We start from the raw sequence: 11,926 nt of genomic DNA, 5'->3' as shown, positions 1-11,926 counted from the left end.
AGAAGGAACCGCCGGGAGCCGTCCCCGACCGCCCTCATGCGGGCCCTGCGGTTCCCGACCTCAATCGCCGAAGACGTACTCGCGCAGGAAGGCGTTGGCGAACTTGCCGCCGGGGTCGAAGCGGCGGGCCAGCGCAGCGAAGTCCGGCAGGCGGCTGTAGCGCTCGCGCAGTGCTTCGGGCGGTAGCGTGAACAGCTTGCCCCAGTGCGGGACGGCGCCGAAGGGGGCCAGGCGCTCCTCCATCAGCCTCAGCACCGGAAGCACCGCGGCGGTGTCGGGCACCAGGGTGAAGTGGAAGGCCGCGGTGTCCTGGCGGTAGCTCGGGCTCAGCCACAGCTCGTCGGCGGCGATGGTGCGGATCTCGTTGATCTGCAGGACCGGGGCGATGCGCTCGCGCAGCGGTTCCAGCGCCCGCAGCGCCGCCACCGCCTGGGCGCGCGGAAGCAGGTACTCCGCCTGCAGCTCCTCGCCGGCGCTGCTGGGCGGCGAACCCGGGCGGAAGTGCGGCAGGCGCTCCGACCACGGGCCCGCCACCCCCATCTGCTCGGTGCAGTTCTCGGCGGCCATCTCCGGAACGGGGTGGCGCGGGCCGGCCGCCGGCCGCGCGCCGAAGAAGCCCGACTCCTCGCCCCCGCGCGGGGCGTCGCCGACGCGGTGCTTGACCCACACCTGGTCGATGACCGGGTCGCGCCAACGGGTGAACAGGCTGACGCTGTAGGCGGCGCCGGTGATCGCGTCGAAGTGGTCGTCCAGCGCCTCCAGCGGCAAGTCCTCATAGACCCGCTGGGTGACGTCGAACTCGGGCGCGGTGCGAAGCGTCATCGAGGTCACCACGCCCAGCGCGCCCAGGGAGGCCACCATGCCGTCGAAGTCGGCGCCGTGCTCCTCGCGGCTCAGAGCCACCAGGTCGCCCTCGGCCGTCACCAGCTCCAGCCCGTCCACGGCTGTGGCGAGGTTGCCGTTGGCGTCACCGGAGCCGTGGGTGGCGGTTGCGCAGGAGCCCGCCACCGAGATGTGGGGGAGCGATCCCAGGTTGTGCAGGGAGCGGCCGCGCTCCTGGAGCCACTGGGCCAGCTCGGCGTAGCGTACGCCCGCACCCACCTGCACCCTGCCGGTCGCGGTGTCCAGTTCCCTGGTGCGCGGCAGGTGCGCGAGTGAAACCAGCGCGCCGGCGGTGTCGGCGACCGCGTTGAAGGAGTGCCCGCTGCCGAGGGCGCGGGCCCGCTCGGTGCCGGCGACGATCGCCTGCAGTTCGGCGACGGTGGAGGGGTGGTGGAGGCGTTCGGCGGTGAAGCCGATGTTGCCCGCCCAGTTCGTGGTCCGCCGATTCACCTTCGGCCCCTTCCCGGGGTGGATGGATCGGGCGGGTCGAGGCCGCCCGGTGTAGGCAGCCACCACAGTTACCAGACGCGGCTGCGGGCTCCGTCGCGCGGGTCGGGGGCGGCGGCACCCAGGGCTGCCGTGCTCCGCACGGGCGGGGCCGAGGCGTCGCGCTCAGGCGGGCGGCGGCGTGTCGTCCGAGGCGGCTGTGCGGAAGGCCGGGCGGGCGGAGGGCAGGATCAGTTGGACGGCGTTGGCCACGGCGATCAGGTTGCCCGCCATCGCGGCCAGCAGGGCGGCGTCCATCAGGGGCAGGAAGAACCGCAGCAGCGCGGCGGGTGCGGAGGTGTAGGCGAACCAGCCGAATCCGCGCTCGGAGAGTCCGTCCGGGACGAATCCGGCCAGGGAGTCGCCCACGTCGAAGGCGGCCGGCAGGAGCAGCACCGCCACCAGCACCCCGCGCCGCGGCCGTCGGGCCAACGGCAGGTACAGCAGCAGCGCCACGGCCGCGGCGACGATGACCAGCGGGCCCGCGGCACTCCACCACGCGGTGACCCGGGTCGCCTGCCCGCCGATCCACAGCAGGCCGGCGCTTGCGGCGAAGGCCGCGATCCCCGCCGCCAGCTGGATCCACAGCAGCACGCGGGCGCGGCGCAGCACGGCCGGACCGCGCTGCTCGTCGTGTGCTCGCATTCGCGGGAGCCTACCGGCATGCGGGCGGGGGGCGGCAACGCGCGTGCGCGACCGGGGGGCGGCTCGCCGCGCAGGCGCGAACGCGCCGAGCGCCCGCCGCCGACCGGGTGGCCCGGTCGGTGCCGCGGCGCGCCGGGCGGGGTGGCGTGTCGCCGGCTCGGGCGCGTGACCGGAGCGTGATCAAAGCGCCGCGCGGGCGGCGTTCCGGTTCCGGTGCAGGTCACGGTCGCGTGACCGTCGCCCGCCGGCTCTGGGGGCCTTAGGCTTGCGGATGGACGGCATGAAGGCTCGGCGGCGATGAAAGAGGTTCCGCGACGCGCCGGAGGGTGTCGTTGACGCTGTCCGTGCGACCGGCTTACCTTCATTGTCGAAGGAACCCGCGGCGCACCCTTCATGCCCCCTGTCAAACCGCCGTGGGCCGAGGAGCCGGAGGTTCGGCGTGGCGGTTACTAGCGGTGAGCAGCAAACCTCCGCTCTCAGGCATACAGCGATACGGCGAGCTGGGGAGCAGGGCCTGCTGTGCGAAGAGGACGTGGTGGCGCTGCCTATGGACGTCGGTTATCGCGGCCCCACGGCGTGTGCGGCCGCCGGAATCACCTATCGGCAACTCGACTACTGGGCCCGCACCGGCCTGGTGGGCCCCAGCGTGCAGTCTGAGGAGGGTCGGCCCGCGCTGTACGACTCCCGCGACGTCCTGCTGCTCAAGGTCGTCAAGCGCCTGCTGGACACCGGCATCTCCCTGCAGCAGATCCGTCCCGCCGTGGACCACCTGCGCTACCGCGGGACCGCCGATCTCGCCCAGATCACCCTGATGAGCGACGGAGTCAGCGTCTACGAGTGCACCTCGCCCGACGAGGTGGTCGACCTGATGCAGGGCGGACAGGGGGTCTTCGGCATCGCGCTGGGACGCGTCTGGCGCGAGCTCGAAGGCGCTCTCGGCGAAGTCCCCGGCGAGGAGCTGAGCGGGCCGCTGAGCCCCCAGGCCCGGCCGGCCGACGAGCTGGCGCGGCGTCGGCGCGAACGCAAGACCGGCTGAGCCGCCCCGCCTCCGGCGCCTGCCGTCCGCGTCGGCGCCGAGGTCCGCCCGCCTGCGAACGCGATGCGCCCGCGGATCCGCGCCGCGTGTCGCGGGTGTGACGCGTGTCCGGTCGCGGCCACTCCACGGAGACGTCGGGATCCAGTAACGTCGATACGTGTGGTGGAGGCGATGCGGCAGGCCGCGTCCGGGTAGAGCCCGCAGGAGCGCCCCCGCCGCCTACGGCGCGCCGGCGCCGTAGATAATGGACCACCCACAACTGAACACAGCAGTCGACACCACATCCGGCCGTCGATACCACGCGGGAGAGACCCCCATCAGCGGGGCGCCGACGGGGCAACACTCCCCAGTAACCTCTCAGGCACCAAGGACCGCGTGGAGGAGGCCACTCTGGAGCGGTAGGCGAGACATGCCGCCTCGGCCCCCGGGCCGTGAGCGACAGAGGGGGAGACCAGACAGGAGCAGCCGCACTGCGGCACAGCGACCAGGAGGTCTCCATGACGGAGCAGCCAACCCGTGAACGAGGGCCGGACGCCGGCACCGCGGCCGCCCGCGGCTTCGCCGATCGGCACATCGGCCCGGATCCGGCCGAGCTCACCCAGATGCTCAAGACGGTCGGCTACGCCGGCACCGGCGAGCTGATGACCGCGGCGCTGCCCGAGGGGATCCTCGCCGGCCCCGGCCGTCCGATGCCGCTGGAGCTGCCCGAGGCGGCCGGCGAGACGGAGGCGCTTGCCGAACTGCGGGAGCTGGCCGACCGCAACCGGGTGCTGACCTCGATGATCGGCCAAGGCTACTACGACACCATCACCCCGCCGGTCATCCGGCGCAACATCCTGGAGAATCCGGCCTGGTACACGGCCTACACCCCCTACCAGCCGGAGATCTCGCAGGGGCGCCTGGAGGCGCTGCTGAACTTCCAGACGATGGTCTCGGACCTGACGGGACTGGCCGTCACGGGTGCCTCCCTGCTGGACGAGGCCACGGCCGCCGCGGAGTCCATGACGCTGGCGCGCCGCGCCACGCGCGGCAAGGGCGACGTGTTCATCGTCGACTCCGACGTCTTCCCGCAGACCCTGTCGGTGCTGCGCACCCGAGCCGAGCCGCTGGGCATCGACGTGGTGGTGGCCGACCTCTCCGAAGGGCTGCCCGACGCCGACGCCTTCGGCGTGCTCGTGCAGTATCCGGCGGGCAGCGGCGCGGTGCGCGACCCGCGCCCGATCATCGCCGAGGCGCACGAACGCGGCGCGCAGGCGGTGGTCGCCGCCGACATACTCGCCCTGACCCTGCTGCGCAGCCCCGGTGAGATGGGGGCCGACATCGCGGTGGGCTCCACCCAGCGCTTCGGCGTCCCCATGGGCTTCGGCGGCCCGCACGCCGGCTACATGGCGCTGCGCGAAGGGCTTCAGCGCCAGCTGCCCGGGCGCCTGGTCGGCGTCTCGGTCGACAACGCGGGCAAGCCCGCCTACCGGCTCGCGCTGCAGACCCGCGAGCAGCACATCCGCCGGGAGAAGGCCACCAGCAACATCTGCACCGCCCAGGTACTGCTGGCGGTGATGGCCTCGATGTATGCCGTCTACCACGGTCCCCAGGGGCTGCGGGCCATCGCCGAGCGGGTGCACGGCCACACCGCCGACCTCGCCGATCGGCTGCGCGCCGCCGGCTTCGGCGTCGCCGACGAACGGTTCTTCGACACGCTGCGGGTGCGGGTGCCCGGCGCCGCGGCCGCGGTCGTCGAGGCGGCGGCCGAGCGCGGCATCAACCTGCTGGCCGCCGACGCCGACACGGTGGGTATCAGCTGCGACGAGGCCACCACCACCGCCCACCTGGAGCACATCGTGGCGGCCTTCACCGGCGGCCCGGTCTCGGGCGCCGCGACGGGAGCCGCCGCGGGCGGCGAGCGGGCGCACAGCTCGGCGGCGCTGCCGGAGGACCTGCGCCGCGGCGTGGACTACCTGACCCACCCCGTCTTCTCCTCCCACCGCAGCGAGACCTCCCTGCTGCGTTACATGCGGCGGCTCTCCGACAAGGACCTGGCGCTGGACCGCAGCATGATCCCGCTGGGCTCGTGCACCATGAAGCTCAACGCCACCGCCGAGATGGAGTCGGTGACCTGGCCGGAGTTCGCTGCGCTGCACCCCTTCGCGCCGCTGGACCAGGCCGCCGGAAGCGTGCGCATCGTGCGCGACCTGGAGCGCTGGCTGGCCGAGATCACCGGGTACGACGCGGTGTCGCTGCAGCCCAACGCCGGGTCCCAGGGTGAGCTGGCCGGGCTGCTGGCCATCCGCGGCTACCACCGCGGGCGCGGCGAGACCGGCCGCGACGTGTGCCTGATCCCCAGCTCCGCCCACGGCACCAACGCCGCCAGCGCGACGATGGCCGGTATGCGGGTCAAGGTTGTGGCCTGCGACGACGGCGGCAACATCGACATGCAGGACCTGCGTGCCAAGACGGCCCAGCACGCCGACGACCTCGCGGCGATCATGGTGACCTACCCGTCCACGCACGGGGTCTACGAGGACACCATCACCGAGGTCTGCCGCCTGGTGCACGAGGCCGGCGGGCAGGTCTACGTCGACGGCGCCAATCTGAACGCGCTGCTGGGCTGGGCCAAGCTCGGCGCGTTCGGCGCCGACGTCAGCCACCTCAACCTGCACAAGACCTTCTGCATCCCCCACGGCGGCGGCGGTCCGGGCGTGGGGCCGGTGGCGGCGCGCTCCCACCTGGCCGGCTACCTGCCCAACCACCCCAGCCAGCCCGAGGCCGGTCCCTACACCGGCGTGGGCCCCGTCTCGGCGGCGCCCTTCGGCTCGGCCGGGATCCTGCAGATCTCCTGGGCCTACATCCGGATGATGGGGGAGGAGGGGCTGCGCTCGGCCACCGAGGCGGCCGTGCTCACCGCCAACTACGTCGCCAAGCGGCTGGAGCCCTACTACCCGGTGCTCTACACCGGGCAGGGCGGCCTGGTGGCACATGAGTGCATCATCGACATCCGCGGTCTGCAGAAGCGGACCGGCGTCAGCAACGAGGACGTGTCCAAGCGGCTGATCGACTACGGGTTCCATGCGCCCACGATGTCCTTCCCCGTCGCCGGGACGCTGATGGTCGAGCCGACCGAGAGCGAGGACCTGGCCGAACTGGACCGCTTCATCGACGCGATGATCGCCATCCGCGGCGAGATCGACCGGGTGGCCGACGGCTCGCTCCCGTCCGACGACAACCCGCTGAAGAACGCGCCGCACACCGCCGAGGCGCTCACCGCGCAGGTGTGGGAGCATCCCTACTCGCGCCACGAGGGCGCCTTCCCGGTGTCGGAACTGCGGTTCGACAAGTACTGGTCGCCGGTGGGGCGGATCGACCAGGCCTACGGCGACCGCAACCTGGTCTGCGCCTGCCCGCCGCCGGAGGCGTTCGAGGTGTAGCCCGTCCGGATCCGCGTCCGCGCCGCACCAGGGGCGGGCGCGGACCCGGCACGACGGCGAGGCGGCCGCCGGCCCCGCAGCATGCTGCTGCGGGGCCGGCGGCCGCCGCTTGTGTGTCGGGGCGTCGGTGCCACCCCAGCAGCACAGAAAATCTACATCGTAAAGGTGGCGGTGGGAGTCGGTCCCCTCGACCGTCGGCAGCGGCCTCCGCCGCCCGGGGAAGCGCGCACCGAACCTCCGGTAGCCGATTCCGGCCGCTCCGGCCACGCCTTGCTGCCGGGTGACCGCCGAAGGGCTACGCTCCGAAGTGAATCGCCGGGGCGGCGGCGCCGTCCCGCACCGTCCCCCGTGTGGAAAGTACGCCGAGATGACAGCGTCCGCCGGATCCTCCACCCACGACGCCGCCGGAGACGAGCCGGAGTTCGCGAACCTGTTGGATCAGGCGCGCGACCTCGCCGAGAACGGACACCTCAACCGCGCCGCCCAGGTCTACGAGCGCGTGGTCGAGGGCGGGTCGCGGCGCTACCTGCCCCAGGCCGCCCTCGGGCTGGCCGTCGTCCGCCACGACATGGGCGAGGTCGCGGCGGCGCAGTCGGCCGCACGCACCGCGATCCACACCGGCCACCCCGAGTTCGCTCCCCGCGCCGCCTACCACCTGGCCCTGTCCCTGGAAGCCGAAGGCGACGACGGCCAAGCCCGCGCGGCGTGGGACGAGGTGCTCGAATCGGGCAACAACCGCTACCGGCCCGCCGCCCACTACGGGCTCGCCCGCCTGGCCGAGGAGCGCGGCGACACCGAAGCCGCCGAAGGGCACTGGGAGCAGGTGCTGCAGAGCGGATCGGCCGAGGTCGTGCCCGAGGCCGCGCACGACTACGCCGCCCGGCTCCTGGCCCAGGGCCGCGCCGACGACGCCGCCGAGGTCATCCACCGCGGCCTGGAGCCCGGTGAGCACGCAGGACTGCGGCTGCTGCTGGGCGCTGTGCACGTCGAGCACGCGATCGGCGCGTTCGGGGCCGTCGTGGGCGAGGCCCAGGCGGAGGCCGATGCGGACACCGCCGAGTCCACGCGTGCGGTGGCGCCCGAGGTCGCCGGCGGCGCGGTCGAGCTGCTGGCGCGCCTGCTGGCTGTGCGCGGCGATAGCGAGACCGCCGAGCGCGTGTGGGCGGACGGGCTCGCCCACCGCGACCCCGCCACCGCCGACGAGGTCCGCGCCCGGCTGCGCCGCGGCTTCCTGGCGCCCGACCCCGAACTCGCCGAGCAGGGGGAAGAGCAGCCTGATGGGGAGGAGGGCTGGTGGGAGCCCTATGTCGAGGCGGCCGCCGCCCAGAACAGCGCCCCCATGCTGACGGGCGAGCTGTTCGTCGCACTCAACCAGATGTACACCCACCTCGCCTTGCCCTTGGCCCAGGGCGAGGGCGACCCGGCCGAGCTGCGCCGCGCGCTGGAGGAGGCGGTGCGCACACCCGGACAGTACGTGTGGGGCAGAGCGCTGCACGACGACTTCCGCGAACGGCTGCGCCTGGCGGCGGGCTCGCAGGCCCCGGTCCTTCCCGAGGGATGGCCGGACTCCGCCGACTGACAGCAGAGGGCCGCGGCGGCGGCGGGTGGAGCTGCAGGGGCCGGGCCGTGTTTGCGCCCCGCCGCGCCGCATCGCCCCTTCCGCTGCCGCGGGGCGCGGAGCGCGCACGGCTGCGGTGGTCGTAGCTTGGTGGCATGGAGCTCGACACGCCTCGCGGGCCTGCGCTCGCCGACATCGACCTGCTGGCCGGCGAACCGCGCTATCTGCTGGCCGTCACCCACGGCGCGGGCGGCGGCGTCGACGCGCCCGATATCACCGCCGTGTGCGACGCGGTACTCAAGGCGGGCGGCGCCGCCGCGCGCATCACCCAGACCTACAGGGTGGCCGGGCGGAAGATGCCCGGGTCGGCGACCCGCCCCCAGGACGAGGCGTGGACGGCCGCGGTCCGGGGTGTGTGCGCGGACCCGCGGCTGGCGAAGCTGCCGCTCGTGCTCGCCGGGCGCAGCAACGGCGCCCGCGTCGCCTGCCGCACCGCTGCGGAGCTGGGCGCGGCGGCGGTGGTCGCGCTCGCGTTCCCGCTGCACCCGCCGGGCAAGCCGGAACGCTCGCGGGCGGAGGAACTGCGCGGGGCCGGAGTGCCGACCCTGGTGATCAACGGGGACCGCGACCCCTTCGGTGTTCCCGACGCGGCCGACGCCACGTCGCTCGTGGTGCGTCAGGGTGAGCGCCACGACTTGGCCAAGGACGTCGAGTCCGTGGGTGGGTCGGTGGCGGACTGGCTCGCCGAGCGGCTGAGCTGAGCCGCCGAGCGTCGCGGCGGGCGTGCTCGGCTCCGTGGCCGGCCAGGCGGCGCTGTGCTGTCCGACGGTGCGGAGCTATCCGGGTGGGGCGAGCTGCTCAGGCGGCGTGGTCGGCCGGGCCGGAAGTGCCGGCCTCCGCGGTCGGAGTGCCGGTCGGCCTCGGCCCGGTTCGGATCTCGGCCTCGCTGCGCGCGGCTCAGGCGACGGCGCGGATGTCGGTAGGACGGTGCGGGGCGACGACGTGGCCGTTGGGCAGCAGCTCGCCGGTGTCCTCGAAGATCACTACGCCGTTGCAGAGCAGGCTCCAGCCCTGCTCGGGATGGCTGGCGACGACGCGGGCCGCTTCGCGGTCGACGTCGTCACAGGACGGGCATGCGGGTCGGTGCGGGCACATCTTGCGCCTCCGGTCGTTTCGATCACTGCTCCCTCGAGCTTAGTGGCGCGAGTCACAGTGCACCTGTGTTTCGTTCGTATTCGACGCCGAAAGTCGGCAGGTCGGCCCGGTGGGACGGCGAATTGACCGGATCCGGCCACGCATGGCGAGTGGTATGTCCGGACATCGCAGAGGAAACCGGGCGGAATGTGGTCGGCGTTCTTCGAGGTCGCGGCCGGCGTCGGCGTGTCGCGCGTGCCGGCCGCACGGCGCCCGGGACCGGCGCGGTGGGCGGCAGGGCGCGGGCGGAGGGCGGAGGTCGAGAGCGGCGAGCGGAGAGCGGGGGCGGCGGGTCAGGCCGCGGCCAAGCGCTCCCGGCACAGCCGGTCCGCGTGCCGTACGGGTTCGGGTATCCGGTACTGCGGCGCGACGCGCAGCGTCAGCTCGGTGGCCGAAACCAGGTCGACGCGGTGGCCCACCGAGACGTAGACGGGTTTGACCCCGGCACGGGTGCGCAGGCACCGGCCGACCACCTCGCCGTCATCCACCAGCGGAGTCCAGGCCCCGCGCTCGGGGGCCGGCTCTGCGGAGCGGCCGACGAACGGGGTCTTGCCGACGCCCAGCACGGGCCGGTCCAGTTCGAGACCGACGTGGCAGGCAAGTCCGAAACGGCGCGGATGGGCCAACCCGAAACCGTCGCAGATAAGGACGTCGGGCTCGGTGCGCAGGCGCGCGACGGCCTCCAGCAGCGCGGGCGCCTCCCGGAAGGCGAACAGCCCGGGAACGTAGGGAAACCGGGGACGCGACACGACGGTCGCGGAGTCCACCGCCCCCCACTCCGGCGCGGCCAGTACGACGGCCGCGGCGGCGAGGCGGTCGTCGTCGGCCGAGTAGGCCACATCCAAGCCGGCGACCAGCGAAACGGCGCCGGCGTCGACGGCCTCCTGCCGCACGAGCGGCGCCAAGCGCTCCTGCAGCGACCGCGCCTCCCCGGCGTCGGTCGGCCACTCCCGCTGTGCGACGGGCCCCGGCGCCCGGTGGGGCCGGGTGCCGGGGGGCCCGTCCATACCGTCGATCCCGTCCATACCGAAACTCTAGACGCGGCCGGGCTCAGGAGAGTCGCCGAGGGGCAGCGGCGCACGGCCGGTGCGGGCGTCGGCCGGTTCGGCGGATGGATGGCTGGGCGTCCGATGAGGGCGGCGGCGGTCGGTGCGCGGTGCGGGCTTCACGCCGGTGATCCGGCGGCGGTCAGGAACCCGCGAATGTACCCGGCCACGGTGTCCAGGTGGCTTTCGAGCAGGAAGTGTCCACCGCCGGGGATCAGGTGGATCTCCGCATCCGGTAGGTCTCGCGCGAAGGCACGTGCCCCGTCCGGGCCGAAAATCTCGTCGCCCGCGCCCCAGACCGCGAGGAGGGGGACCTGGCGGTCCCGAAAGTAGGCGTGCACCTGAGGGTAGAGGGGCGGATTGCCGGCGTAGTCGCGAAACAGGGCGAGCTGCACGAGGTCGTTGCCCGGCCGGTTGACCTCGCGGTGGTCGGCGGTCCAGGTGTCGGGATCGACCAGCTCGGGCCGCTCCACTCCGTGCAGGTACTGCCAGCGGATGGCGTCGAGGGAGAGGGCGCCGCGGACGGCGGGTTCGGTCTGCGGGCCCGGATTCTCCCAGTACGCCCATACGGGCTTCCAGAAATCCGGTACGAAACCGTCCTCGTAGGCGTTGCCGCTCTGCGTGATCACCGCCGTGATCGCGTCCGGGGTGCGTAGAGCGAGCCGCCAGCCGATGGGTGCGCCGTAGTCCTGGACGTACAGGGCGTAGCGGGTGACGTCGAGCTGGGCCAGGAGGTCTTCGGTGATGTCGGTCAGGGCGTCGAAGGTGTAGGTGAACGCGTCCACGGTCGGGGCGTCGGAGCGGCCGAAGCCGAGGTGGTCGGGGGCGACGACGTGGAACCGGTCGGCCAGCGCCGGAATGAGGTGGCGGAACATGCGTGAGCTGGAGGGGTATCCGTGCAGGAGCACGAGCGCGGGCGCCTCGCGGGCTCCTGCCTCGCGGTAGAAGACGCGGTGTCCCCGCACTGTCGCGTATCGGTGGCGGACCTCGACCATTGCTAACCCCTAAGATGCATTTTGGTGGTTAATCCTCGACGCTCAGTAGACATTCTTGGGTGTAACCTGTCAAGGCAGTTGATGGAGTTAGACGGGGAGTTGAGGTCCGTGCTGGACGACCAGGCCCTGCTGCAGGCGCTGAACAGCACCCCTGTTGCGCACGGCCGACGCCAGGACCTGTGGTGGGACGACCACGAGGTGGAGAGGTGGGCGCGGGAGCACGGGGGGCTCGGCGGCGACGAGGAGCGCCGGTGGCTGCGCGCCGCCCGGGACGCGCTTCAGGCGGTGGAGGCGGGGACGTCGGGGCAGCCCGGTCTGCGCCGAGTCCTCGAAGGTGTCCGCAGAGTTCCGCGGCCCAGCGCGTCGGGCATCGAGTGGCACCTGGAGGTGCCGGAGGAACGCAGACTCGCCGTGGAACTCGTGCTCGCCTGGGCCGACGTCAAGGAACGCATGCCCGGCCGTCTGCGGCCGTGCGAGAACCCGGAATGCCGCCTCTTCCTTCTGGACCGCAGCCGTGCCAACACCGCACGATGGTGCTCGATGAAAACCTGCGGGAACCGGCTCAAAGCCCGCCGGCACCAGGCTCGAACCCGGGAGACCCCGCAATCCGAGTAGAGCGCCGGCGAGGCGCGCCGCCGTCCGCCCGCAGTACGTCTGGCTCC

General features: G+C 73.1%; 10 protein-coding genes and 1 riboswitch. Of the genes, 5 read left to right on the top strand and 5 right to left on the bottom strand.

The window, feature by feature from the left end:
- Nucleotides 1-60: 60 nt before the first annotated feature.
- The gene (locus LP52_RS10620; RefSeq protein WP_040272856.1) at nt 61-1,332 is read right to left on the bottom strand and encodes an FAD-binding protein; all 1,272 of its coding nucleotides are present in this window, start codon (nt 1,330-1,332) and stop codon (nt 61-63) included.
- A gap of 162 nt (nt 1,333-1,494) precedes the next feature.
- The gene (locus LP52_RS10615; RefSeq protein WP_040272854.1) at nt 1,495-2,013 is read right to left on the bottom strand and encodes a hypothetical protein; all 519 of its coding nucleotides are present in this window, start codon (nt 2,011-2,013) and stop codon (nt 1,495-1,497) included.
- Nucleotides 2,014-2,452: 439 nt separating this feature from the next.
- Here LP52_RS10615 and LP52_RS10610 point away from each other — a divergent pair, with 439 nt between their 5' ends.
- The 4 genes from LP52_RS10610 to LP52_RS10595 all read left to right on the top strand — a co-directional run bounded on the left by LP52_RS10610 (nt 2,453) and on the right by LP52_RS10595 (nt 8,790).
- On the top strand, nt 2,453-3,049 hold the full coding sequence (locus tag LP52_RS10610; protein ID WP_040272852.1) for a MerR family transcriptional regulator: 597 nt from the start codon (nt 2,453-2,455) through the stop codon (nt 3,047-3,049).
- A 292-nt stretch (nt 3,050-3,341) separates the two neighbouring features.
- Nucleotides 3,342-3,433: riboswitch (glycine riboswitch) on the top strand.
- Between the two features lie 113 nt (nt 3,434-3,546).
- Nucleotides 3,547-6,471 (top strand): aminomethyl-transferring glycine dehydrogenase, encoded by a 2,925-nt coding sequence (gene gcvP / locus LP52_RS10605; RefSeq protein ID WP_040272851.1) that lies wholly within the window; start codon nt 3,547-3,549, stop codon nt 6,469-6,471.
- Nucleotides 6,472-6,838: 367 nt separating this feature from the next.
- Complete coding sequence (locus LP52_RS10600) at nt 6,839-8,050, top strand: tetratricopeptide repeat protein (RefSeq protein ID WP_040272849.1); 1,212 nt, start codon at nt 6,839-6,841, stop codon at nt 8,048-8,050.
- A gap of 134 nt (nt 8,051-8,184) precedes the next feature.
- Nucleotides 8,185-8,790, top strand: a complete 606-nt coding sequence (locus tag LP52_RS10595; protein ID WP_040272848.1) for an alpha/beta hydrolase family protein — start codon at nt 8,185-8,187, stop codon at nt 8,788-8,790.
- Between the two features lie 196 nt (nt 8,791-8,986).
- Here LP52_RS10595 and LP52_RS10590 read toward each other — a convergent pair whose 3' ends face one another.
- The 3 genes from LP52_RS10590 to LP52_RS10580 form a co-directional block, all read right to left on the bottom strand.
- Nucleotides 8,987-9,184 carry a DUF5999 family protein gene (locus LP52_RS10590; RefSeq protein ID WP_040272847.1) on the bottom strand — a complete coding sequence of 66 codons (198 nt, stop codon included), beginning with the start codon at nt 9,182-9,184 and terminating at the stop codon, nt 8,987-8,989.
- Between the two features lie 332 nt (nt 9,185-9,516).
- Complete coding sequence (locus LP52_RS10585) at nt 9,517-10,230, bottom strand: endonuclease V (RefSeq protein WP_052809716.1); 714 nt, start codon at nt 10,228-10,230, stop codon at nt 9,517-9,519.
- A gap of 158 nt (nt 10,231-10,388) precedes the next feature.
- Nucleotides 10,389-11,264 (bottom strand): alpha/beta fold hydrolase, encoded by an 876-nt coding sequence (locus tag LP52_RS10580; RefSeq protein WP_040272846.1) that lies wholly within the window; start codon nt 11,262-11,264, stop codon nt 10,389-10,391.
- An 81-nt stretch (nt 11,265-11,345) separates the two neighbouring features.
- Here LP52_RS10580 and LP52_RS10575 point away from each other — a divergent pair, with 81 nt between their 5' ends.
- Nucleotides 11,346-11,879, top strand: a complete 534-nt coding sequence (locus tag LP52_RS10575; protein WP_202966093.1) for a CGNR zinc finger domain-containing protein — start codon at nt 11,346-11,348, stop codon at nt 11,877-11,879.
- The last annotated feature ends 47 nt before the right edge of the window (nt 11,880-11,926 follow it).

This window comes from Streptomonospora alba (assembly GCF_000826685.1).
In the GTDB taxonomy this organism is placed as follows: domain Bacteria; phylum Actinomycetota; class Actinomycetes; order Streptosporangiales; family Streptosporangiaceae; genus Streptomonospora; species Streptomonospora alba.
The sequence above is the reverse complement of the archived record's forward strand: the minus strand, read 5'-3'. Positions and strand labels throughout refer to the sequence as shown.

Excerpts from the sequence above, each read along its gene's own strand:
- LP52_RS10615 (WP_040272854.1), bottom strand. The coding sequence starts at position 2,013 with ATGCGAGCACACGACGAGCAGCGCGGTCCGGCCGTGCTGCGCCGCGCC.
- gcvP (WP_040272851.1), top strand. The coding sequence starts at position 3,547 with ATGACGGAGCAGCCAACCCGTGAACGAGGGCCGGACGCCGGCACCGCG.
- LP52_RS10600 (WP_040272849.1), top strand. The coding sequence starts at position 6,839 with ATGACAGCGTCCGCCGGATCCTCCACCCACGACGCCGCCGGAGACGAG.
- LP52_RS10595 (WP_040272848.1), top strand. The coding sequence starts at position 8,185 with ATGGAGCTCGACACGCCTCGCGGGCCTGCGCTCGCCGACATCGACCTG.
- LP52_RS10590 (WP_040272847.1), bottom strand. The coding sequence starts at position 9,184 with ATGTGCCCGCACCGACCCGCATGCCCGTCCTGTGACGACGTCGACCGC.
- LP52_RS10585 (WP_052809716.1), bottom strand. The coding sequence starts at position 10,230 with ATGGACGGGCCCCCCGGCACCCGGCCCCACCGGGCGCCGGGGCCCGTC.
- LP52_RS10580 (WP_040272846.1), bottom strand. The coding sequence starts at position 11,264 with ATGGTCGAGGTCCGCCACCGATACGCGACAGTGCGGGGACACCGCGTC.
- LP52_RS10575 (WP_202966093.1), top strand. The coding sequence starts at position 11,346 with ATGGAGTTAGACGGGGAGTTGAGGTCCGTGCTGGACGACCAGGCCCTG.